Raw genomic sequence first — 23,601 nt, 5'->3', positions numbered from 1 at the left:
GAGGAGGCGCATGAGCGAGCAGGGCGGTTACACTCTCAGCGAGGTGCTGGTGGCGCTGGCTATCGCGAGTCTGCTGGTCATCGCCGCTGGTCAGCTGCTGCTGACAAGTGTCACCACCTTTGCTCACGTGGAGCGCCTGGGGCGCCAGCAGGAGAGCCTGGTGTACACCGCCACCGTGCTCGCCGATCGCCTGCGCCGCCATGATCTCGTCCATGCCTCGAGCGAGACGCTGTTTCATCTGCGCTGCCAGGGCGTGGCCGAGAAGTGCCGCTGCACTGTCCTGGATCTCGCCGCCGCGCAGCCGCTGGCGTCCTTCGACCGGCACGGCGAGGGCGCCTGCGCGCGCGATGAACCGCTGGGCGTCGCCGGTGAAAACGGCGCGCTCAACGTCGCTCTGCCGCTGGGCCCGCAAGGGCGTGATGTCGTCTTTCACGTCACTCCTCGCCAGGGCGTGCTGAGCGATGCCGGCGCGTCGCCCTGAGCCGGGCGCGGGGTCGCCGACCCGCCAACGCGGTGCGGTTCTGGCGCTCGTCATCGTGGTGATGGCGAGCGCGCTGATGCTGGGGATCGTCGGTGTCCAGTCGGCGCTGATCGACCAGCGTCTGGCGGCCAACTATCGTGCCGCCCTGCAGGCCCAGATGCGCGCCGAGCGCGCCGCCGGATGGGCGCTGGCGCGCTTCGACACCCTCGCCTGGGAGCAGGCACCCAGCATCGACGAGCAGCCCCTACGCTGGTCGACGCTCGCCCGCCACCCGGCGGTCTCTTTTGCCTGTGCCGAGCGCAGCTGCCTGTTCTTGCCGGTGCTGCGTCGCGGCGAGCGATGGGCCCTCGCCCTGGGCGTGGTTCACGACGATACCGCCGAGGAGACATTGATCGCTCACAGCGAAGCGGTGTTCGTGCGCTTGGAGCATGACGACGCGAGTACGCGGGTCAGGTGGGAATAAGTGCGGCCAGGCGGTGACGCACGAAAAAACCCCTTCGCGAAGAAGGGGTTTTCCGGGCAGAGCGAAAGCGTTTAGCCTTCGATCGGCGCGCGCCAGTCGTCGGAACCGGAGGTGCCGGCGACGGTGTGTTCCCAGTCGATCTTGCGGTAGGCCAGGGACACGTCCATCAGTTGGGTGAACTCGGCCTTGTTGATGTCCTGGGCGTGCGGCATGCGCAGGTTGATGTCGACGATGGTGGCGTCGGTCAACGTAGTGGTGAAGAAGTGCTCCTGCTTGCCCTCGACGGAGGTGCGGTACCACTTCAGCGCCACATTGGGCAACATTTCACCGGAAGCCAGGGCGTTGTACATCAGCGGCACGGCCTTGTTCAGCGCGACGGTGAAGACGAACGGTTTATGCGCACGCTGGCCGGAAGGCTGGCCGGACTGCGGGTCGGTCGGAACGGTCACGACATGCTTGAATTCCTGGACCAGCATTTCGTCTTCATGACCTTCCACGTAGATGTTGCCTACGGAATCAGGGGTGAAGGCGCCGGCGGTGATGTTGCCCTGGGTCTGGCCTTCGATGCTGATATAGCAAGGTGTCGGCATGATGGATCTCCTTTATCGTGAGTGAACAGGGCGATATCGCCCGATGAACGCTTAATAAAGGGCAAGGCGCATGCCAAGAAAAAATATCCTTTTTTTTACATGCGGTTAGTTTTAAATCGTATTTTAAGGCTAATTTATATTAGGCAATAGGCTGCCTATTTTCAGGCAACCCATTGCCTGATGGGCAAGGGGTTGCCTGTATTTTCGAAGCGTCACTGCTCTGCTTTTGCGTAAATCTCCTCTTCGCCTTGTTTCTCATCGATTAAGAAACAACTTGTCCGTTTATCGATGCACCTATCACTGTTTTTGGTCGGAAGTTATACGTGACTTCTTATTAAAAGCACCGGAAATATAACTTTTGACGTAAGAAAACCGTGTCTTTTTTATTAAGACATTGCTGACAGCTAATGTAAGAAATGTCTTACAAACACGTTTTCAAAAGTTAAGGAAGATTGGTTGCAAGGTTAAATTCGGCAAAAAGTCGCCTAAATGTTCCTAACGTGCAGATACGACATGTTCGCATCGAACGCCTTGCATCTTAGTGTTTAAAAATGACCCATTGGCGCCGTCAAAGCAGATTCGTTAGCGTTTATAGATTGACGAATATTGACTGAAACGTTCGATTTTTTCACTTTCAGGACGCACTCATGGCTAAACAAGGCACCGTCGCACCCAAAGAACGCATCAACATCAAGTACGTTCCGGCCACCGGTGACCAGCAGGCGGAGTCGGAGCTGCCGCTGAAGCTGCTGGTAGTAGGCGACTTCAAGGGCGGCGAAGAAGAAACGCCCATCGAGGAGCGCCAGGCCGTCTCGGTAGACAAGAACAACTTCCAGTCGGTGATGCGCGAGGCCGGTCTTACGCTCACGACCTCGGTCACCAACCGTCTCGAGGAGAGCGAAGAGCCTGACGAGATGGCCGTGGATCTTTCCTTCAAGTCCCTCGAGGACTTCTCGCCGGACGCCATCGCCAAGCAGGTGCCGGAGCTTCGCAAGCTGGTCGAGCTGCGCGATGCGCTGGTGGCCTTGAAAGGCCCCTTGGGTAACGTACCCGCTTTTCGGGATCGTTTGCAAAAGCTGCTGGAGAGCGACGAGGCGCGCCAGCAGCTGCTGAGCGAGCTGGAGCTTCTGGATACAGATTCCAAGGGCGACGAGTGAGTCGCCGGGTTTCCCCGTGGCACTTCCTACCCAAATGCGAGGCTAAACGATGAGCAAGACGGCTAAACAGCACTCCCCGGCGGCCCAGGCGGAGACCGAAGAGGTTTCGTTGCTGGATCAGGTCATGGCGCAGACCCGCATGGCACCCGCCGATGAAGGCTACGACGTGGCCAAGCAAGGCGTCGCCGCTTTCATTGCCCAGCTGCTGGCGGGCGACGAGTCGACGCCCAAGGTCAACAAGTCCATCGTCGACGACATGATCATCGAGCTCGATCGCAAGATCAGCCATCAGGTGGACGAGGTGCTGCACAACCAGGAGTTCCAGCAGCTCGAATCCGCCTGGCGCGGCTTGAAGCTTCTGGTCGATCGCACCGACTTTCGCGAGAACATCAAGCTCGACGTGCTCCACGCCACCAAGCAGGAGCTGCTCGAGGACTTCGAGTTCGCGCCGGAAGTCAGCCAGAGCGGGCTCTACCACCACGTCTACAACGCGGGATACGGCCAGTTCGGCGGCGAGCCCGTGGCTGGCATCATCGGCCACTACGACTTCTCGCCTTCGACGCCGGACATGAAGCTTCTGCAGTACACCTCTGCCGTCGGCGCCATGGCGCATGCACCCTTCATGTCCTCGGTGGCGCCGTCGTTCTTCGGCATCGACAGCTTCGAGGAACTGCCCAATATCAAGGATCTGAAGGCCATCTTCGAAGGGCCGAAGTATGCTCGCTGGCGCAGCCTGCGCGACTCCGACGACGCGCGCTATCTGGGCCTGACCGCGCCGCGCTTTCTGCTGCGCACGCCTTACGATCCGATCGAGAACCCGGTCAAGACCTTCAACTACCGCGAGACGGTCAGCGAAGATCACGAGCACTACCTGTGGGGCAACACCGCCTACCTGCTGGCCGAGCGGCTCACCGACAGCTTCGCCAAGTACCGCTGGTGCCCGAACATCATCGGCCCGCAAAGCGGCGGTGCCGTCGAGAATCTGCCGGTACACACCTACGAGGCCTTCGGTCAGTTGCAGGCGAAGATCCCGACCGAGGTGCTGATCACCGACCGGCGCGAGTTCGAGATGGCCGAAGAGGGCTTCATCTCGCTGACCATGCGCAAGGGCAGCGACAACGCCGCGTTCTTCTCGGCCAATTCGGTGCAGAAGCCCAAGACCTTCCCCAATACCGCGGAAGGCAAGGCGGCGGAGACCAACTTCAAGCTCGGCACCCAGTTGCCCTACATGTTCATCATCAACCGCCTGGCACACTACGTGAAGGTGCTCCAGCGCGAGCAGATCGGCTCCTGGAAGGAGCGCCAGGACCTGGAGCGCGAGCTCAACGCCTGGATTCGTCAGTACGTAGCCGACCAGGAGAACCCGCCGGCGGACGTGCGCAGCCGTCGCCCGCTGCGTGCCGCGTCGATCCAGGTATCGGACGTCGAGGGCGAGCCGGGCTGGTACCAGGTGTCGATGTCGGTGCGCCCGCACTTCAAGTACATGGGGGCGAACTTCGAGCTCTCCCTGGTGGGTCGTCTCGACAAGGAGTGAGGTGAACCACGCTATGGCCACGCACAGCAATGGGCGCCTGGGCAGCCGATTGTTCGAGCGCCTGGCGACCTCTCACCAGCCGCAGGCGCTCACCGAGCAGAACCGGTTGGCCGAGGTGGTGGAGTCGATCAAGCGTCACCTGGTGGAGCTTCTCAACAGCCACCCGGGCAACAGCGCCTGCGCGCCGGAGCTGGGGCTTCTGGATTTCAACGATGCCACCATCGGCGTACTCGACCTGGAGCTCAACATCCAGCAGGCGATTCGCCAGTGCATCGAGCGCTTCGAGCCACGGGTGAAGCGGGTGGAGGTGGAGTCGCTGCCCAACGCGGGCGACCCCCTCCAGCTGCGCTTTCAGGTGCACGCCACCGTCGACCTCGGCCACGACCGCACCCAGGCCACGATCGATCTGCTGCTCAACAACAAGCGCTATCAGTGCCTCGACTGACGGCGCGGCGAGACACCCATGCTCAACCGCTATTATCGCGATGAACTCAACTTCTTGAAGCGCCAGGGCCGGGAGTTCGCCGAGGCGAACCCCGGGCTCAGCCGCTTTCTCTCCGAGCGCAGCACCGACCCGGACGTCGAGCGCCTGCTGGAGGGCTTCGCCTTTCTGACCGGGCGAATGCGCGAGAAGGTGGAGGACGAGTTCCCCGAGCTGACCCACTCGCTGATCGGCATGCTGTGGCCCAACTACCTGCGCCCGGTGCCGAGCATGGCGGTGGTGCAGTTCACGCCGGCCTGGCACGTGCTGAGCCAGCGTCAGCAGGTGGCGCGCGGCACCGAGCTTTCGAGCATGCCGGTGGAGGGCACGACCTGCCTGTTTCGCACCTGCCACGACGTTGCGCTCCATCCGCTGGCCCACGCTGGTGTCACCGCGCGCCACACCCGCGAGAGTTCCATCGTCGAGCTCGCGCTCGACGTGCACAGCGACCAGCCGATGAACGAGCTCGGGCTCGATTCGCTGCGCCTTCACCTGGGCGGCGACGGCTACACCGCGCGCACGCTCTACCTGTGGATGAGTCACTACCTGGAGTGCCTCGAGCTCGAGGTGGACGGCGAGCGCCGGACCCTGCCGACGAGCGCGCTGCGCGCCGTGGGGTTCGATGCCGATCAGGCGCTTCTGCCGTATCCGCGCAACGTCCATCAGGGCTATCGCATCCTGCAGGAGTATCTCTGCTTCCCCGAGGCGTTCCACTTTTTCGATGTCCACGGGCTGGCCGACGTGATGCCGGTCCGCACGGCTTCGCGGGTGACCCTGCGCTTCATGTTCAAGCGCCCCTTGCCCACGGACGCGCGCCTGCAGGACGAGCACCTGGCGCTCTACTGCACGCCGGCGATCAACCTGTTCGAGCACGACGCCGAGCCGATCGACCTGACCGGCGAGCGCAGCGAGTACCGCATTCGCCCGAGCAGCAAGGCGCCGTCGCACTTCGAGGTGTTCAGCATCGACGAGGTGGAGGGCCGCCTCGAGGGCAGCGGCGGTGCCCAGAGCGGCGACCGGCGCTATGTGCCCTTCGAGAGCTTCCAGCACCAGATCGAACGCGACCGCGGCCGCGAGTCGCTCTACTACCGCGCCCGGGTCGGCGCGAGCCTGCGCGGCGATGGCTTCGATCATGACATCGCCTTCGTGCGCGGCGACGAAGCCGAGTGCCTGGGACGGCGCGAGACGATATCGCTGCGCCTGACCTGCAGCAATCGCGAACTGCCCGAGCAGTTGACGGTGGGCGACATCTGCGTGGAGACCGAGAACAGCCCGACCTTCGCCGGATTTCGCAACATCACCCGGCCCACACCGGTACTGCGCCCCGCCATCGACGACAAGCTCTTGTGGGTGCTGATCTCGAACCTGTCGTTGAACTACCTGTCGCTGCTCGACCGCGACGCGCTCTGCGCGGTGCTCAAGGCCTACGACTTTCGCGCGCTGGTCGACCGCCAGGCCGAACGCATCGCGCAAAAGCGCCTGTCGGGCATCGTCACTATCGATACGCAGCCGGTGGATCGGCTGCGCCGGGGCCTGCCGGTGCGCGGTCTGCGCTCGGTCATGACCCTGGACCAGGAGGCCTTCGGCGACGAAGGCAGCCTGTATCTGTTCGGCAGCGTGCTGGCGCGCTTTTTTTCGCTGTACGCCAGCATCAACGCCTTTCACGAGCTGCAGGTCATCAACCGGCACAACCAGGAGCGCTACGTATGGAGCATGCAGGAGGGGCAGCAGCCCCTGATGTAGTGCCGGCGCCACTGGTGGACCGGGCGCGCCGCTACGAATTCTTCCAGCTCGTCGAGCTGCTGCACCGCCGTCACGACGACGACCTGGAGCCGCGGCCTGGCGGTAGCGTGCCCGCATTGTCACGGGTGAACTACCGCACCTCGGCGTCGCTGGGCTTTCCCGGCAGCGACGTGCTGGCGCTCGAGGCCGGCGAACGCGGCCAGTACGCCATGGAGGTGAGCTTTCTGGGCCTGCAAGGCGCGCAGTCGCCGCTGCCGAGCTACTACCTGGAAGCCCTGGCCCACGCCTCGGCTCACCAGGAGGGCAGCGCGGGGGATTTCCTGGATTTCTTCAACCATCGCCTGCTGACCCTGATGCACCGCAACTGGCGCAAGTACCGCCACCACGTGCGCTACCAGGACAATGCCCGGGACGGTTTCTCGGCAGCGGTATTCGCCCTGGTGGGGCTGGCCGATGAAGGGCTGCGCGGCGAGACGCCGATCAACTGGAGCAAGATGCTCGCCTACGCCGGACTTCTGGCGGGGCGCTCGCGCTCGCCGGAGGTGGTCTGCGGCATCGTCAGCCACTGCTTCGATCTGGCCCGCGTCGAGATCGAGCAGTGGGTCAAGCGCTGGGTGGAGATTCCGCTCGACCAGCGCAGTCGCGCCGGGCTCGGCGCCATGACGCTGGGCCAGGACATGGTGGCCGGCGAGCGCGTCGCCGACGTGCAGGGCAAGTTCGCCCTGTGCCTGCGCGGGCTGACCCTGGAGCGGTTTCGCGACTTCCTGCCCGATGGCCAGGAGCACGCGCCGCTCAAGACCCTGGTGAGCTTCGTGCTGCGCGAGCCTCTGGCCTACGACCTGGAGATCGAACTGCTGGAGAGCGAGGTCAAGCCGATGCGTCTGGGTGACGCGGGCTCGTGCCAGCTGGGCTGGACCACCTTCGTGGACCCCGAGAGCGACGAAGAGAGCACGCGTCGTCGCGTCCGTATTCAAATGACGAGTTAAGCCATGCAAGCCGACCCGTTTGACGCCATCACTCTGGTGGTCCTGAACAGCGAACAGCTCGAGGGCCGCTCCTCCAGCAGTCACGTCTTCCAAAGCGACGGCGGCACGCTCGGTAGCGGCGAGTTCGATGGCTGGCTGCTTCAAGACCAGGCGCGACGCATCAAGCCGCACCACGCCGAGATCACCAAGGTCGATGGCAAGTTCTGCCTGGTGGATACCAGCGGCTACACCTTCATCAACGGCGCCACGCTGCCAGTAGGGCGCAACCGCAAGGTCGCGCTGCGCGACGGCGACGAGCTGACCGTGGGCGTCTATCGGCTCAAGGTGCATCTGGGCAACCGCCACGCCTGGCAGCCGGGCATGCATTCGCTCACCACCCTGGTCGACGACGAGCAGGATGACGTCACCCGCGACGTCGGCACCGGGCCGTTGCAGCGCGAGCGGAATGGCGAGCTCGAATTCGATCAGCGCGAGGACCCGATCGAGGCGCTGGGCGGGGTGATCCCCGGCTCGCTCCAGCACGACCCGATGAGAGCGCTCGACGACAGCGAGCCGAGCAGCCGCGGTATCGACCCGCTGGAGGAGCTGCCGTTCACCCGCCACGAGCACTACGGTCAGAGCGCACGCGAACCCCGCGAGGAGGCAGTACGCCTTCCCGATATCAAATCCCTAACCGGTACGAGAACGCAGAGGAGCATAGACATGGATGAGCGGCAACTGAACGACCTGGAACGCTCGGTAGGCGAACAACTGGAGGACCGCTGGCAGGCGCCAAGGTCGCAGGAGCTGAGCCACGTCGGCGCCGACCCGCTGCTCCGGGGTCTGGGGCTCGATCTTGCGTTTCGTGACAGCGGCGAGCAGCAGGCGTTTCTCGAGGAGGCCGGGCAGACCCTGCGCGCCACCATCGACGGGCTGCGTACCCTGCAGCAGGCCCAGAACGACAGCAGGTACCCGCTGCGCGACCGCCGCCTCCAGCCCATCGAGGACAACCCGCTGCGCCTGGGGCTCGATTTCGAGCAGACCGCCGAGACCATGTTCTCGGCCCAGCGCAGCTACGTGCACCTCTCCGCGCCGGAGGCGGTGGCCGAAAGCCTGCGCCACCAGGGCCAGCACCAGGCCGCGGTCGAGGAGGCGATCAAGGACGCGCTGGGGGCGATTCTCGATGCCTTCTCGCCGGAGGCGATGCTCAAGCGTTTCCACGCCTACCGGGGCGCGGGCAACCGCATCGAGAACGAGGAGGGCTGGGCCTGGGAGATGTACCAGCACTACTACCGCGAGCTCAACTCGAACCGCCAGCAGGGCTTCCAGAAGCTCTTCTGGGAAGTCTTCGAACAGGCCTACGATCAGTCCGTGCGCCGCCAGCAGCGGGAAACGCCATGAGCACCGCCACGTTCGCACGGCTGGCAGGTATTGCCTGTCTGTGCCTGCTGTTTGCTGGCTGCGCTTCGACCCGGGAGGCCGCAGGCAAGTCCTGGCAGGTCATGCGCGACCCGTCGATCCCGGTGGGCTACCCGGAAGATCGTCCGACGCTGGTCGATTTGAGCATGGTCGCCGAGCCGGACGTGAACCCCAATGTCGAGGGTGAAGGGACGCCGCTGCGCTTCCAGCTTCTGCAGCTCAAGGACGACTCGATGCTGATGGCCGCGGACATGGGCCAGCTCAGCGCGGATCTGGAGGAGGCACTGGGCACCAACTACCTGGCCCATGACGACTTCACGTTGCTGCCGGGCCAGTGGAAGTTCTACGAGCCCTTCGAGGTCGACGAACAGACGCGCTACATCGGGCTGATCGCCTTCTACGCCACCCCCAACGAGGCCGAGTGGAAGAAGATCGTGAAGGTGAAAAGCCGCGCCGAACACTATCACCTGCTCGTTCACCTCCGTGACAGCGAAGTCGAGCTAAGGAAGGAGGAGTAATGGCCAGTCGTAACCGTGTGGTCTGGAGCGAGGGGCTGTTCATCAAGCCTCAGCACTTCCAGCAGCAGCAGCGAAGTCTCGAAGGGCTTCTGGATACGCGGCTCAAGGGCGTGAGCCATTATCTCTACGGCTTTCTGACCCTCGAGCTCAACCAGGAATTCCTGAGCTTCGGGCGCATCGCCCTGAGTCGTGCCAGCGGCGTGATGCCGGACGGCGTGGCGTTCCACCTGCCCGGGGACGATCTGGAGCCCGCCGCACTCGAGGTCGCTGACGCCAGCCTCACCAACCAGGTGGTATACCTGGGCATTCCGCTTGCCACCGACGGTGTCGGCGAGGTGCGCTGGCCCGAGGACGATTTGCCCGCGCGCTACCGGATGACCACGCGCAGCGTGCGCGATCTGCACTCTCAGGAAGGTGCCTCGGCAGAGCTCGACGTCGCTCGCGTCTCGCCCCGGCTGTTGCTCGAGCGCGACGATCGCAGCGGCTACGCGTGCCTTGCGGTGGCGCGCATCGTCGAGCGCCGCCCGGACGGAAGCCTGGTGCTCGACGAACAGTTCCTGCCGACGCTTTTGAACGTTCAGGCGGCGCCTGGCCTTCAGCGCTTCGTCGGCGAGATGGCGGGGCTGATGCGCGAACGCGCGCGCAACATCGCCCAGCGCCTTTCCACGCCCCACCAGGCGGGGGTGGCGGACGTCGCCGACTTCATGCTGCTGCAGCTTCTCAACCGCGCCCAGCCGCGCTTTCAGCACCTGGCGCGCCTGGGCCAGCTCCATCCGGAGCGTCTCTACGACACCATGCATGAAGTCGCCTGCGAGCTGATCACCTTCACCGACGAGTCGCGCCTGCCGCCGGAGTGCCCGGCCTACGACCACGATCACCCGGAGCGCGCCTTCAAGCCCTTGATGCGGATGCTGCGCCAGGCGCTCTCGACGGTGCTCGAGCCCCGCGCGGTGGCGATCCAGCTGCAGTCGCGCCGCTTCGGCCTGCTGGTGGCGCCGCTGTCCGACGCAAGCCTGATCGAGTCCGCCCAGTTCATCCTCGCGGTGCGCGCCGACATGCCGAACGAGCGGCTGCGCAAGCTGTTCCTGCAACAGACCAAGGTGGCCAGCGTCGAGCGCATTCGCGATCTCATCAGCCTGCAGCTGCCGGGCATTCCGCTCGAGCCGCTGCCGGTGGCGCCGCGGGAGCTGCCCTACCACGCCGGCTATACCTACTTCCAGCTGGATCGCCAGAGCGAGGCCTGGAGCATGCTCGACGGCGCCAGCGGCTTCGCGTTCCACGTGGCCGGGGAGTTCCCGGGCCTGGAAATGCAGTTCTGGGCGATCAGGAGTTAAACCATGCAACAGCTAGCGACCGATGGGCAGAACACGACGAACCGCGCGGCGATGAAAGGGCGCCACGAGGACTTGATCAACGAACGCGGGCTCGAGCACCTGATCCACAGCCACGCCGAGCAGCTCGACGCCGACGAGGACTACTGGTTCCGGCTGCGCGGGCACAACCTCAATCCGCTGGTCGACGCCGCCGGAAGCCTTCTGGGCATGGTGGTGCGGGTACGCCAGCTTGATCACGTTTCCGATGTCGAGCGCCTCTACCGCCAGGTGGTCGACGAGATCGCCGCCATCGAGATCGAGCTGACCGAGCAGGGCTACGACCGGGCGACGCTGCTGGCCTACCGCTACGTGCTGTGTTCGTTCATCGACGAGGCGGTCATGGGCATGCCCTGGGGGCGCCAGAGCAAGTGGGCGGAGCACTCGCTGCTCACCCGCTTTCACAACGAGACCTGGGGCGGCGAGAAGGTGTTCTCGATCCTCGCCCGGCTCCAGCAGGAGCCCAAGCGCTACCGCGACATGCTGGCTTTCATCTACCTGTGCCTGTGCTTGGGGTTCGAGGGGCGCTACCGGGTGATGTCCCACGGTCGCGACGAGTACGAACAGATCGTGCGCGCCCTCGGCGACCAGCTCTCCTCGCTCGAGCCGGTCGGTGAGGACACGCTCACCCATCCGCTCGACAACGTGGTCAAGGGCCGCCGGCGCCGGGGGAGCAATTTCCCCCTCTGGGGCATCTTCGCGCTGTTCGGCGTGGCCATGGTGGCGGTGTACTGGGGCTTTGCCTACTCGCTCGATCAGCAGGCCGAGCAGATCACCACGCTTCTCAACCAACTTTACCGTTAGGAGATGCCATGCTCAGGGTAGAGCTGCCGGCGCTGATCGACCGGCTCAACGCGATCGCCAGGCAAGGCCTCGAACAGGCCGCCGTACTGTGTGCCCAACAGGAAGCGCCGGAAGTCACCGCCGCCCATCTGCTTCAGGCGCTGCTCGACCAGCCCTTGTGCGACGTGCGCCTGCTGTGCGAGCAGATGGACGTGGACGTCGAGGCGCTGCGCGCCGCGCTTGCCGAGGAGACCCGCCCGCCGCGCGCCATGGAGGTGACCACACCGAGCTTCTCGCCGCTGCTGGTCGAGCTTCTGCAGGATGCCTGGCTTCTCGCCGCCACCGAGTACCAGCACACGACGCTGCGAAGCGGGGCGATCTTCACGGCGCTGTTGCATACGCCGGAGCGCTATCTCGGCCCGGGCTCGCGGCGGCTGCTCGCCGACATCAATCGCGAAAACCTGCGCCGGCGCCTCGACGCGCTGACGGCGGACTCCGCCGAAGCCCCGCAGGAGGCCACGGATACGACGCCGCGCCAGCGCACCGCCGGCGACGACAGCGCGCTTTCGCGCTTTGCCACCTCGCTCACCGAGCAGGCGCGCCGGGGCGAGCTCGACCCGGTGCTCGGCCGCGACCCGGAGATCGACCAGATGCTCGATATCCTGGGGCGGCGGCGCAAGAACAACCCGATCGTGGTCGGCGATGCGGGGGTAGGCAAGAGCGCGGTGGTCGAGGGTCTGGCCGCGCGCATCGTGGCGGGCCAGGTGCCGGCGGCGCTGGCCGGGGTCGAGCTTTTGACGCTGGATCTGGGCGCACTTCAGGCCGGGGCGGCGGTCAAGGGCGAGTTCGAGAAGCGCCTCAAGGCGGTGATCGACGAGGTCAAGGGCGCCGCGCGGCCCACCCTGTTGTTCATCGACGAGGCCCACACGCTGATCGGCGCCGGCAACCAGGAGGGCGGCGGCGACGCAGCCAACCTGTTGAAGCCGGCCCTGGCCCGGGGCGAGCTCAAGACCATCGCCGCCACCACCTGGCGCGAGTACAAGAAGTACTTCGAGAAGGACCCGGCGCTCTCCCGGCGTTTCCAGCCCGTGGCGCTGTCCGAGCCGAGCATCGATCAGGCGCTGGTCATCCTGCGCGGCTTGCGAGACGTCTACGAGCGCGCCCACGGCGTGCTGATCGGCGACAGCGGCCTGCGCGCCGCCGCCGCGCTCTCGGCGCGCTACCTGGCCGGGCGCCAGCTGCCGGACAAGGCGATCGACGTGCTCGATACCGCCTGCACGCGGCTGGCCCAGGCGCTGGATACCCCGCCGCGCCAGCTGAGCCATCTCAAGAGCGCGCATACCGCCGCCGTGCGCGAGCGTGACCAGCTCGCCCGCGAGACACTCTTGGGCCGTACCCAGGAGCCCGCCCGGCTCGAGACGCTGAAAGAGCGCCTGGCCGGGCTCGAGGAGGAACTCGCCACGCTGGAGGCGGCTTGGCAGGCGCAGCGCGACTGCGTCGATGCCATCGTCGCCCTGCATCGCCAACTGCTCGACGCCGAACCGCAAAGCGATCCCCAGGCGCTCCACGCCGAGCTCGCCGAGCGCGAGGCCGAACTGCAGCAGTTGCAGCACGCCTTCGCGCTGGTCAATCCAAGTGTGGAGGAGGCGCAGATCGCCCAGGTGATCGGCGACTGGACCGGGGTGCCCGTCGAGCGCATGACCAGCGACGAGCTGACCCGCCTGACCGAGCTGCCCGAGCATCTGGGTCAGCTCATCAAGGGCCAGGACGTGGCCATCGAGCGCATCCACCGCCACCTGCTCACCGCCCGGGCGGACCTGCGCCGACCGGGGCGTCCCTTGGGGGCGTTTTTGCTCGCCGGGCCCAGCGGCGTGGGCAAGACCGAGACCGTGGTGCAGATCGCCGAGCAGCTCTACGGCGGGCGCGAGTTTCTGACCACCATCAACATGTCCGAGTACCAGGAGAAGCATACGGTCTCACGGCTGATCGGCTCGCCGCCGGGCTACGTTGGCTTCGGCGAAGGCGGGCTGCTCACCGAAGCGATCCGCAAGCGTCCTTACTCGGTGGTGCTGCTCGACGAGGTGGAAAAAGCTCACCCGGACGTGCTCAACCTGTTCTACCAGGCCTTCGACAAGGGCGAGCTCGCCGACGGCGAAGGGCGGCTGATCGACTGCAAGAACGTGCTGTTCTTCCTCACTTCGAACCTGGGCTTCGAGCAGATCAACCGCCATCACACCGATCCCGCCGCCTTGGATGAAGCGCTCTACCCGGTGCTGGCCGACTTCTTCAAGCCGGCGCTGTTGGCGCGCATGGAAGTGGTGCCCTACCTGCCGCTAGATGGCGATACGCTGCGCGACATCGTCGCGGCCAAACTCGACACGCTGGCCCGGCGCATTCGCGCGCGCCACCGCGAGGCCGAGGTGGTGCTCGACGATGCCCTGCGCGAGGCCATCTGCGTGCGCGCCACGCGCAGCGAGAACGGCGCGCGGATGCTCGAGTCGGTGATCGACGGCGAGCTGTTGCCGCCGCTCTCCCGAGCGCTTCTGGAGCGCATGGCCCGCCGCGAGACGGTATCGCGCGTGGTGCTCGGCGTCGACGCCGAACGTCAGGCCTTCGAGGCGGAGGTCTCGTGACGCCATGACGCTTGTCGCCCGCTCCATTGATCCCCCGACCTCGGCATTGGCGGCCATGCCGCTGGCGCTGACGCTGGTGGAGAGTGCTTCGCTCCAGACGCTGCGCCGTCAGGCGGCCAATCTTCTGCGCCGCCAGCTGGGGCTTGCGATGGTGGAGTGCCTGTACATCGACGGCAGCGGGCGCTGGGTGGGACGCGACGATGCGGCAGAGCGTTTCGACTGCGCCGATTTCAGCCACCCCTACGCCCATGTGATTCGCAGCGACAAGGCGCTCGGCCTGACCGTGACGGAGGCCCGACTGCGTCTGGATCACGACGGGTTCCAGGCGCAGATCGCGTCACTGGGTGCGCGCCAGCGCCTGCAGCTGCGCCCGCTGCGGGCACCGGATGGCCGGCGCGAGTGGCTCGGGGTGCTGCTGCTGGCCGGCGACCCGGCGCTGTTCGAGACGCTGTTCGACGCCCCCGGGATGGCCGCCTTCGAGGCGCTCTTGTGCCGGCTGTGGGCGCGGCTGGCCCGGGAGCACGGCGAACGCCAGCGCTCCCGTGTGCTCGAGGAATCGCTCTCCAAGCTCAACGACGGCGCCCGTCGCCAGGCCCTGGCGGATCGCCTGGGCACGCGTCTGCTGGGGCGCTCGAGCGCCATGCAGACGCTGCGAAGCCACGTGGTGCGCGCCGCCGAGACCAACCTGGCGGTACTGCTGCAAGGCGAGACCGGTACCGGCAAGGATCGCGTGGCCCAGGCGATCCACGAGCTCTCGGCTCGCGCCCAGGCGCCGTTCATGGCGATCAACTGCGCGGCGATCCCCGAGACGCTGCTGGAGTCGGAGCTGTTTGGCCACGTCAAGGGGGCGTTCTCCGGGGCGGAGCAGAACCGTGAAGGGCTGATCGCCAAGGCCCACGGCGGCACGCTGTTTCTCGACGAGATCGGCGACATGCCGCTGGCGCTCCAGGCCAAGCTCCTGCGCGTGCTGGAAAGCGGCCGCTACCGGCCCCTCGGCGCCAGCGACGAGCGCTGCGCGGATCTTCGCGTGGTGGCCGCCACCCACCAGCCGCTTCGCGAGCAGATCAAGGAGCAGCGTTTCCGGGCGGATCTCTATTATCGGCTGGGGCAGTTCCCGATCACCCTGGCACCGCTCGCCGAGCGGCGCGATGACATCGAGATTCTCGCCCAGGCCTTCATCGGCGACTTCTGCGCCCGTGAAGAGCGCGGCGACATGGGGATCACCCCGGCGGCGCTGCGGCTTCTTTACCGGCGTGACTACCCGGGCAACGTGCGCGAGCTCAAGAACGTGATCGATTACGCCTGTGCCATGACGCCACCCGGCGCGGACATCGGCGTCGATCACCTGCCCTTTGAGCAGCCGCTCGAGAAGTCGTCGGTTGCGACATCCGAAAACGACACGGCGGGCGAGGCCGGGGCGATGGTGCCCAACGAAATCGACGATCTTCGCCAGGCCCTGCGCGAGATCGAATCCTCGATCATTCGCCAGCGGCTGCAGCGCTTCGGCGGCAACCGCGCCCAGGCGGCGCAGAGCCTGGGACTGCCCAAGCGCACGCTGGCGCATAAATGTCAGCTACTGGAGCTGGATACCAAATGAACGTGACGTTTGCAAAACGCCGCTGGCTATATGGCGCGCTGTTGACCCTGGGCCTGACGAATCTCGCCACCGCACAGGAGCCGGGCGCGCTGCTGGAGCAGGCGCGCAGCTGCGCCCAGGAGGGCTCGCGCCTGGAGCGTCTGAACTGCTACGACGCGCTGTTTCTCGACGCCGCGCCTTCCGAGGCGTCGGACGAGCTGCCTGCGCTCTGGTACGCCATCGAGCGTCAGGAGGCCGGCCGCGAGGAGGGCGACATGGGGCTGATCGCGAACCAGACCCAGGACGACATCCTGATCAGCGTGCCGGCGCTCGGGACCACCCCGCCGCGCCCGATCATGGTGCTGGCCTGCGAGAAATGGATCACGCGCTTTCAACTGCACCTGCCCGAGCCCCTCGGTCAGGCCCGAGTGGAGGTGCGCCTGAGCGGCGACAACGGCAGTGTCACCCAGCAGTGGCGGGTGCGCGACGGTGGCCGGGTCGTCGGCGGCGGCCGGGGCCTGCCGGCCATCGAGACGCTGCGCCAGCTGCTCGGTGCCAGCACCGTCACCCTGCAAAGCGACGTGGCCGCCCTCGACGGGCTGCGCTTCGACGTCACCGGCCTTCGCCAGGCCATCGATCCGCTGCGCGACGCCTGCGGCTGGTAAGGAGGAACGATGAGAATCACCGCGGAATCCCAGCTGGCGTCACTGCTTGCCCCGCTGCCCGACAACGCCGACGGGGCGCCGGTGGGCGAGCCGGTGGAGGAGGGCAGCGACTACCTGGCGCTGGACGAAGAGATGATGAAGATCGGCTCGCTCCAGCATGGCGGCATCGACTGGGAGCGGGCCGAGACCCTGGCGGTGCGCCTGCTCGCCGAGTGTGGCAAGGACCTGAAGGTGCTGGGCCATCTGCTGCACTGTATGCAGCACGGCGGTAGCGGCGTGCGCTTCGCGCTGTCGCTGCGCCTGCTGGCCCGAGCCATCGCCGCGCCTTGGTGGGAAAGCGCCTACCCCTTTGCCGGCAAGCGTGGAGCCAAGCTGCGCCCGCGGCTGTTCCAGCAGTTCGTCCAGCGCAGCGTCAAGCTCGTCGATACGCTCGATTTCCATAACGCCCAAGACGAGCTCGAGGCCTGCGAGACGTCGCTTGGCGAGCTGGCCCAGGAAGTAGCCAAACGCTCGTTGCCCCACCAGACGCTCGACGAGCTGACCCGCAAACTCGGCGACAAGCGCCCGGCCCAGGACGCCGCGCCACCGGCTCCAGGAGCGCCCGCGGCGCCTTCCGAGGCGGCGCCTTCGACTCCGCGCGAAGCGCCATCAGCGACGGCGGCCAAGGCACCGGAGCTTCGCCTGGAGGCGGGCAACGAACGCGCCAACCGCCAGGCGCTGCTCAACATGGCGGAGTTTCTCGCCGAACAGTCGCCAGGCGAGCCGCTCGCCTACCGCCTGCGCCGCTACGCGATCTGGAGCACGATCCAGGCGCTGCCGGGTGCCAACGCCAGCGGCAAGACCGAGCTTGCGCCGGTTTCGGCAGACCGCACGGCGGAGTATCGCGAGGCGATCAGCAAGGGGGGTGACGAGGCACTCTGGGCGCGCATCGAGAAGAGCCTGGCGCTGAGCCCCTACTGGCTCGAAGGCCACCGGCTGAGCGCGGGGCTGGCGAAAACCCTGGGACACATGCGCTGCGCCGAGGCGATTCGCGACGAGACCCAGCGCTTCGTCGAGCGCTTGCCGGGCATCGAGGCGCTCACGTTTCAAAGCGGTGCTGCATTTCTCGACGACGAGACCGCACGCTGGCTGCACAGCGGCCCGGGCGGTGGTAGCGCGCCGGAAAGCGGTGGCGAGGCGTGGCAGCAGGGGCTCGAGGAGGCGCGCGAGGCGCTCGAGCAGGGCAATACCGGCGCGGCCCTGAAGGTGCTGGATAGCGGCCTGAGTGCGGCGCGCTCGCCCCGGGAGAGCGCCTACTGGCGCCTGGCCAGCGCCGAGCTGATGAGCGAAGCGGGGCTTGGGAGCCTCGCGCGTCAGCATTACGCCACGTTGCAGCAGACCGCCACCGAGCTCGCGCTGGAGCAGTGGGAGCCCGCGCTGGTGTCGCGCCTCGACGCCGCCTTGAAACAGACGCCCTAGCGACAGCCAGGCATTTTTCACCCCCGGGATTAACCGGTGATCATCATTAAAGGGACGAGGGACGAAGGCTCATGTGGTCAACCTTGAAATCGACGCTAAGCCGCTGGGTGCCGGGCTTCTCCAGGGCACAGACAGCGAAGAACCGGGCCAACGCCCATGCCAACAAGGCGCGCGGGCTGTCACGGCTCTCCATGGTGCTGTGGGCGGTCCTGGTGCTCCTGCTGCTGGTGGCGATCTGGTGGTTCGGGCCCGGTTGGGAAATCGGCGGCGTGACGCCACTGGCGCCCTTCGTCAATCGCGTGGCAGCTACCTTGGTCATCGTGGCGCTGGTCGCTGTGGTGTGGGGCGTGCGCCTGGCGCGTCGGCTGCGCGAGCTCGATACCGAACGCGCCCAGGAAGCGGCGCTCCAGCAGGACCCGATCCTCGCCCAGATCGAGCGCCAGGAGACCTCGCTCAATGCCGTGCTTGGCGAGATCACCGAGAGCCTGGGCGGCGGCAATGCCCGCTACCGGCTGCCTTGGTACCTGGTCATGGGCGTCGAGAACGCCGGCAAGACCAGCCTGATCAACCGCTCCGGGCAGAACTTCGCCCTGACCCACGTGATGAAGGCGTCCGGGCAGAGCAGTAAGCAGGGCCAGCTCGGCTTCGACTGGTGGATCGGCGACCAGGCGGTGCTGATCGACCCGGACGGCGAGCTGCTGACCCAGGGCGCCATGGAAGGCGGCGAGCCCCAGGAGCTTCAGCGCCGGCTTTGGGATCACTTCGTCGACTGGCTGGAGCGCAACCGTGCCCAGCGCCCGCTGGACGGCGTCGTGCTGGTGCTCGACCTGGCGCGCCTGAGTCACGCCCAGGTCGCCGTGCGCAAGGCCTACGCGGCCCTCTTGCGCAGCCGCCTGCGAGAGCTGATGGAGCGCCACGGCGCCCGGCTTCCGGTCTACGTCACTTTCAGCAAGATGGATCTGCTGCATGGCTTCGACGACTTCTTCCGCCACTACTCGCGCGCCGCGCGCAAGGCGCCGCTGGGCTTCACCTTCACGCCGGGCTCGATGGAGACACCAGGGCAGTGGGAGCGCGAGTTCGCGGCGGACTTCGATGCGATGCTGACGCGCCTGAACCAGCTGTTGCCCACCATGCTCGCCGAGTGTCGCGACCGCGAGGAGCGCGAGTCGGTGTTTCGCTTCGTGCGCCAGCTCGCCGGGCTTCGCGACGTACTGCTGGGATTTCTGACCGAGTCGCTTTCCAGCGACCGCTTCTCCACGGCGGCGATGGTGCGCGGTACCTACTTCACCTCGGTGTACCAGCAGGGCGTGCCGGAGGACCCCTTCGTCGACGCTGCCGCGCGGCGCTACGGCATGGACGACAGCGTTCAGCCCGCCCACCGGGCTACCCGCAGCGCCCTCTACTTCACCGAGGAGCTGTTCGACAAGGTCATCTACCCGGAGGCGGGACTGGCGGCGGACAACGCCCGCGTCACTCGGCGCCGGGAGCGCGCGCGCAACGCAAGTCTGGCCTTCTGCGCGGTGCTTGGCGTGGCGCTGGTGGGCGGCTGGACCCACTTCTACCAGAAGAACAGCGTGTCGCTATCCGCGGTGGAGGAGCGTGCGGAAACCTTCCTGGCCACCCAGCCCGACGCCTTCCAGAGCGACGATCCCAGCGGCCGTGAGCTGCTCGAACCGCTGGACCGGCTGCGCTACGCCATGCAGACCTTCGGCGAGTACCGCACCCATACGCCGTACTTCGCCGACATGGGGCTCTACCAGGGCCACGTGATCGGCGCCCAGGTGGAGCGGGCGTACCTGGCCATGCTCGAGAACCAGTTCCTGCCGGCATTGATGATCGGCATCATGGACGACATGAACCGTGCCGAGGAGGGCAGCAACGAGAAGCTCGCCCTGCTGCGGGTGCTGCGCATGATGTCCGACCAGAGCGGCCGCCAGACCGAGCGGGTGGAGCGCTACATGGCCAACCGCTGGCAGGGTTACTTCCCGCAGCAGGCCGACGTGCAGCAGCGCCTGATGGGGCACCTCGACTACGCCATGGCCCACAGCGACCTGGAGGGCCGCATCGAGGCGGGCAGCCCCCGCGCCGAGCAGGCCATGGCGCCGCTTGCGGGCAGCATCGAGGCCGCCCAGCGGGATCTCTTGCGTCAGCCCATCGACGAGCGGGTCTACGCCGCGCTCAAGGCCGCCGGCAACCGCCGCGGCGAGCCGCTGGATCTGCGTCGCAGTGTCGGCACGCTCTTCAACACCGTCTTCATGGCTCGCAACGACGACCCGGAGCATGTGCGCTTGGCGTACCTGGTGACTCGCGACGGCTTCGAGAACTATTTCCTGCAGGAACTCGACCGCGCCGTGGAGCTCGCCCTGATCGACGTCTGGGTACTGGGCCAGCGCGACGACATCGACTTCAGCGAGGCGGACAAGGAGCAGCTGCAGGTGGCGCTGCGCGAGCACTACGTCAGCGACTACCAGGTGAGCTGGCGCGACGCGCTGCGCGATATCCGCCTGGTACCGCTGCCGGACATCCACCAGGCCATCGTGGTGGCGGACGCCCTGGTCGGCGCCCAGCGCCCGCTGGACCGGCTGCTCGATGCGGTTGCGCGCAACACCAGCCTCTACCCGGAGCTGCCCGAGGATGACGATCAGGCCCGCGAGGCGCTGCGTCAGTCCCAGCGCTACCAGCTGGCGCTGGCCATCGAGCAGCCGTTCACGCCGATCAACCGGCTCGGTCAGGCGGACAACGACAACCCGTCGTCGCTCACCGAGATCAAGGTCGCCATCACTCAACTTCGCGACTACCTGCGCGAGATCGAGGAGTCCAGCGATTCGGGCCGCAGCGCCTTCGTCAGCGTGCGTGACCGTCTATCGCTGCGCGGTAGCGACCCCCTCGAGAACCTCAAGCGCATCGCCGACGACACGCCGGAGCCGGTCGGGCGCATGCTGCACCAGTTGGCCGACCAGAGCTGGGAGCTGATGATGGCCAGTGCCACTCGCCACCTGGAAAGTCTGTGGCTCGACGATGTGGTCGCGCCCTACCAGGAGCGCCTGGCGGGCCGCTATCCGCTCGCCCCCGGCGCCTCCCGGGAAGTGGCGCTCAGCGACTTCGAGGACTTCTTTGCCCCCGGCGGCATCCTCGACACCTTCTATCAGGATAGCCTGCAGCCCTTCATCGAGGGGGCGCCGGAGTACCTGACCGACGCCGAGGGCAACTCGCTCTTGCGTGAAAGCCTCTACACCGCGGTGGACCAGGCTGAGCAGATTCGCCGCGCCTACTTCAGCCGCGACGGCGCGCTCGACGTGGAGTTCGCTCTGGAGCCGGTGAGCCTGAGCGCCAACAAGCGGCGCAGCGTCATCAGCGTCGATGGCCAGCTGATCGAGTATGCCCACAGCGCCAGCCAGCGGGTATCGATGATCTGGCCCAATTCCCTGCGCGGCGGCACCGAAAGCCGCATCACTTTGGTGCCCAGCGAGGTCAACCGCTCGCCCAGAAGCGTCGCCCAGGACGGCGCCTGGGCGTGGTTTCGCCTGCTCGAGCAGGCCGATATCACAAGTGTGAGCGAGCGTGAGCTGGAGCTTCGCTTCAACGTGGATGGCGGCACCATGCGCTACCGGCTCTACGCCGGCGGCGCGCCCAACCCCTTTACCCGGCCCCTGGCGGCGGGCTTCCAGCTGCCCTCCGCCCTCTACGCCGAGCGAGGTGGCCATGCTGACGCCATTTAAAAAGCTGTTTTCCCGCGCGGACAAGCCCGCCTCGCGCCACCGCCGCCAGCGCACCCGCCACTCGCGCCCGCTGGAGAAGGCCCGCGACGAGGATATCGACGGCTTTCTCGAGGCGGTGGTTCAGGCGGACGCCAAGGGCCAATCGCCCTGGGTACTGCGTGACGACACCGCACTGCAGACGCTGCGCCGCGCGCTGGAGTTCACCGTGCACCGCGGCCTCTGGCTGCAGCGCGACGACGGCCAGGTGGCCCACTGGCAGGGGCGGCTTCTGTCGCTGCGCCACGGCGAAGGGCCGCCCTTGGGCATGGTGCTGGCCTGCCGCCCGGACGACGAGGCCGCCTGGCAGATCCGCTTTTTCTTCATCAGCCGCGAGTGGAAGGGCAGCGGCCACGGCACGCGACTGCTGCGCGCCCTGCGCGTCACCCTGAGCGGCGTGCCGCTGCAGACGCGCCTGCCACTGGCCTGCCAGAGCGCCATCGACAGCCTCGAGACGGCGGGCTTCACCCGCCAGTACGTGGACGCCTTGGAAGTCGCTAGTTTCGAGGCACCCGCTAAGTGGAATGAGTAGCCCGCCAGCGCAACAGCAAAGCGGCAAGCAGGACGAATACGCGGAACCAGAACCGGAACAGCAGCAGGAGCAGCGACAATGGGCCAGAAATTCGTACTCGTAGGCGATATGGGAACCGACCACGATGGCTTTCCCCCGACGCCTGTCGCCGCCGGCAGCGCCACGGTGATCATGGATGGCAAACCGATGGCCCGCGTGGGCGATCCATTGGAGCCCCACGACAAGCCCAATCATCCCAAGCACCCACGCGCGATTGCTCAAGGTTCCGGCACGATTCTGATCGACGGCAAGCCCGCGGCGTTGACGGGCCATGCGGTCGATTGCGGCGGCGTGGTGATCGGTTCTGGCTCCGGGGAAGGAGGTAGCACTATAACGGGAGGTCATACCGCCTCCAGCGCTCTTTCTTCGGTAGCTGCCGGAATGGTAAACACCAATGGCACTCACGAAGCATCGAGTGAACCCTCTGAATCGTCATCCTTGAGTTCGCAGGGGGAGAATTGGTTGAAAGGGGTCGAGGAGTTGCGCCTGCACCCTTACGATGATCAAACAGGTCGTCCAATAGAGCGATGGGTACCGGGTGCAACGATTGGATATGGCCATTTAATTTCCCGTCAGGAGTGGCCAACTTACAAAGATGGTATTACTCAAGAACAAGCCGAGCAGATATTTCAGGACGATATTTCGCCTTTTGTCGACGCTGTCAATCGTGCCATAGAAGTGCCTCTTGAAGAGCATCAAGCAGATGCAGCCTACATACTTGCCTATAACATCGGTGTTGGCGGTTTTAATTCTTCATCTGTCGTAAAGCTGCTGAATGATCCTGAAGCGCAGACTCCTTACGCATCACTTGAAGATGCCTGGAAAGCATGGAATATCTCTAACGGGCAGGTTAACCAAGGTCTTATTAATCGTAGAAAAGCCGAATGGGATATGTTCTCGAAAGGAGTGTATGAAACATGGTAAATCTGACTGCTTTCTCCTTTTTGTTTTTTTGGTTATTACCTATTGCCTCTACGCAGGCTAAAAGTGTCGATGAGAGCGTATTAATTGACTCCGTTTATGGTCTGTATGAGGTACATCTCATAGAGCGCTATCGCGGTGGATTGACCACCCGTGAAGAGGCTTTGCTACGTCAGGACTCTAGAATTTCCGTACAGGAAGATGTCTTTACTTTCTGGAACGACGACGGGTGTGAGAATCCACATTATGCCATAGAAAATCATTACGTGAATGAAATAGAGGGAGAGGTTCCAAGCAGCAGTGAAAGGTATGGTAATTTCTATGGCTATGGTGAAGATCGTAACGTTATCAATGAGTTGAGCGTATTCTGTGATGAAAACGATGATGCTACGTACTCCTTCGAAATAGTTAACGGTGAGTTATGGCTGTTTTTGGATGGATGGTTTTATCAGTTGCAACGGACAGCCGTCAGATGAAAGCGGCGGTACCCATGTCAATACAAGTATCCATTGAAAACA

General features: G+C 65.5%; 20 protein-coding genes. 19 read left to right on the top strand and 1 reads right to left on the bottom strand.

The window, feature by feature from the left end:
- Positions 1–10 precede the first annotated feature (10 nt).
- Together GEV37_RS15170 and GEV37_RS15165 are read left to right on the top strand one after the other, a co-directional pair.
- The gene (locus GEV37_RS15170; protein ID WP_227391115.1) at positions 11–481 is read left to right on the top strand and encodes a PilW family protein; all 471 of its coding nucleotides are present in this window, start codon (positions 11–13) and stop codon (positions 479–481) included.
- Positions 462–944, top strand: a complete 483-nt coding sequence (locus GEV37_RS15165; RefSeq protein WP_227391114.1) for a pilus assembly PilX family protein — start codon at positions 462–464, stop codon at positions 942–944. Before GEV37_RS15170 ends, GEV37_RS15165 begins: the two co-directional genes overlap by 20 nt.
- Before the next feature lie 71 nt (positions 945–1,015).
- Here GEV37_RS15165 and GEV37_RS15160 read toward each other — a convergent pair whose 3' ends face one another.
- On the bottom strand, positions 1,016–1,534 hold the full coding sequence (locus GEV37_RS15160) for an Hcp family type VI secretion system effector (RefSeq protein ID WP_126950157.1): 519 nt from the start codon (positions 1,532–1,534) through the stop codon (positions 1,016–1,018).
- 647 nt (positions 1,535–2,181) lie between these two features.
- On the opposite strand from GEV37_RS15160, the gene tssB reads away from it, so the two are divergent.
- From tssB to GEV37_RS15075, 17 genes are all read left to right on the top strand, one after another.
- Positions 2,182–2,691, top strand: a complete 510-nt coding sequence (gene tssB / locus GEV37_RS15155) for a type VI secretion system contractile sheath small subunit (protein WP_227391113.1) — start codon at positions 2,182–2,184, stop codon at positions 2,689–2,691.
- A gap of 49 nt (positions 2,692–2,740) precedes the next feature.
- A complete protein-coding gene (tssC, locus tag GEV37_RS15150; protein WP_227391112.1) occupies positions 2,741–4,225 on the top strand; it encodes a type VI secretion system contractile sheath large subunit in 1,485 nt (494 codons plus the stop codon).
- 1 nt (position 4,226) lies between these two features.
- Positions 4,227–4,670, top strand: coding sequence for a type VI secretion system baseplate subunit TssE (gene tssE, locus GEV37_RS15145; protein WP_227391111.1), 444 nt, complete (start codon positions 4,227–4,229; stop codon positions 4,668–4,670).
- 18 nt (positions 4,671–4,688) lie between these two features.
- The gene (gene tssF, locus GEV37_RS15140) at positions 4,689–6,449 is read left to right on the top strand and encodes a type VI secretion system baseplate subunit TssF (RefSeq protein WP_227391110.1); all 1,761 of its coding nucleotides are present in this window, start codon (positions 4,689–4,691) and stop codon (positions 6,447–6,449) included.
- Positions 6,413–7,435: a type VI secretion system baseplate subunit TssG gene (tssG, locus tag GEV37_RS15135; RefSeq protein WP_227391109.1), complete on the top strand. Its 1,023-nt coding sequence runs from the start codon at positions 6,413–6,415 to the stop codon at positions 7,433–7,435. Before tssF ends, tssG begins: the two co-directional genes overlap by 37 nt.
- A 3-nt stretch (positions 7,436–7,438) precedes the next feature.
- Entirely contained in the window at positions 7,439–8,815 is a 1,377-nt protein-coding gene (gene tagH / locus GEV37_RS15130) for a type VI secretion system-associated FHA domain protein TagH (protein WP_227391108.1), read from the top strand.
- Entirely contained in the window at positions 8,812–9,351 is a 540-nt protein-coding gene (tssJ, locus tag GEV37_RS15125) for a type VI secretion system lipoprotein TssJ (protein ID WP_227391107.1), read from the top strand. Before tagH ends, tssJ begins: the two co-directional genes overlap by 4 nt.
- Positions 9,351–10,685, top strand: coding sequence for a type VI secretion system baseplate subunit TssK (tssK, locus tag GEV37_RS15120; RefSeq protein WP_227391106.1), 1,335 nt, complete (start codon positions 9,351–9,353; stop codon positions 10,683–10,685). Before tssJ ends, tssK begins: the two co-directional genes overlap by 1 nt.
- Positions 10,686–10,688: 3 nt before the next feature.
- Positions 10,689–11,525, top strand: coding sequence for a type IVB secretion system protein IcmH/DotU (icmH, locus tag GEV37_RS15115; protein WP_227391105.1), 837 nt, complete (start codon positions 10,689–10,691; stop codon positions 11,523–11,525).
- A gap of 8 nt (positions 11,526–11,533) precedes the next feature.
- Positions 11,534–14,137, top strand: coding sequence for a type VI secretion system ATPase TssH (gene tssH, locus GEV37_RS15110; protein WP_227391104.1), 2,604 nt, complete (start codon positions 11,534–11,536; stop codon positions 14,135–14,137).
- A gap of 4 nt (positions 14,138–14,141) precedes the next feature.
- On the top strand, positions 14,142–15,734 hold the full coding sequence (locus GEV37_RS15105; protein ID WP_227391103.1) for a sigma-54 interaction domain-containing protein: 1,593 nt from the start codon (positions 14,142–14,144) through the stop codon (positions 15,732–15,734).
- Complete coding sequence (gene vasI, locus GEV37_RS15100) at positions 15,731–16,378, top strand: type VI secretion system-associated protein VasI (RefSeq protein WP_227391102.1); 648 nt, start codon at positions 15,731–15,733, stop codon at positions 16,376–16,378. The genes GEV37_RS15105 and vasI overlap by 4 nt, the downstream gene beginning before the upstream one ends.
- A gap of 9 nt (positions 16,379–16,387) precedes the next feature.
- On the top strand, positions 16,388–17,836 hold the full coding sequence (gene tssA / locus GEV37_RS15095; RefSeq protein ID WP_227391101.1) for a type VI secretion system protein TssA: 1,449 nt from the start codon (positions 16,388–16,390) through the stop codon (positions 17,834–17,836).
- 83 nt (positions 17,837–17,919) lie between these two features.
- Complete coding sequence (tssM, locus tag GEV37_RS15090) at positions 17,920–21,555, top strand: type VI secretion system membrane subunit TssM (RefSeq protein WP_227391100.1); 3,636 nt, start codon at positions 17,920–17,922, stop codon at positions 21,553–21,555.
- Positions 21,539–22,123, top strand: coding sequence for a GNAT family N-acetyltransferase (locus GEV37_RS15085; RefSeq protein ID WP_227391099.1), 585 nt, complete (start codon positions 21,539–21,541; stop codon positions 22,121–22,123). Before tssM ends, GEV37_RS15085 begins: the two co-directional genes overlap by 17 nt.
- 78 nt (positions 22,124–22,201) lie before the next feature.
- Positions 22,202–23,086 (top strand): type VI secretion system PAAR protein, encoded by an 885-nt coding sequence (locus GEV37_RS15080; protein WP_227391098.1) that lies wholly within the window; start codon positions 22,202–22,204, stop codon positions 23,084–23,086.
- The gene (locus GEV37_RS15075; protein WP_227391097.1) at positions 23,080–23,559 is read left to right on the top strand and encodes a hypothetical protein; all 480 of its coding nucleotides are present in this window, start codon (positions 23,080–23,082) and stop codon (positions 23,557–23,559) included. Before GEV37_RS15080 ends, GEV37_RS15075 begins: the two co-directional genes overlap by 7 nt.
- The last annotated feature ends 42 nt before the right edge of the window (positions 23,560–23,601 follow it).

Source organism: Vreelandella malpeensis, assembly GCF_020622355.1.
In the GTDB taxonomy this organism is placed as follows: Bacteria; Pseudomonadota; Gammaproteobacteria; order Pseudomonadales; family Halomonadaceae; genus Vreelandella; species Vreelandella malpeensis.
This window is presented reverse-complemented; position numbering and strand designations above follow the sequence as displayed.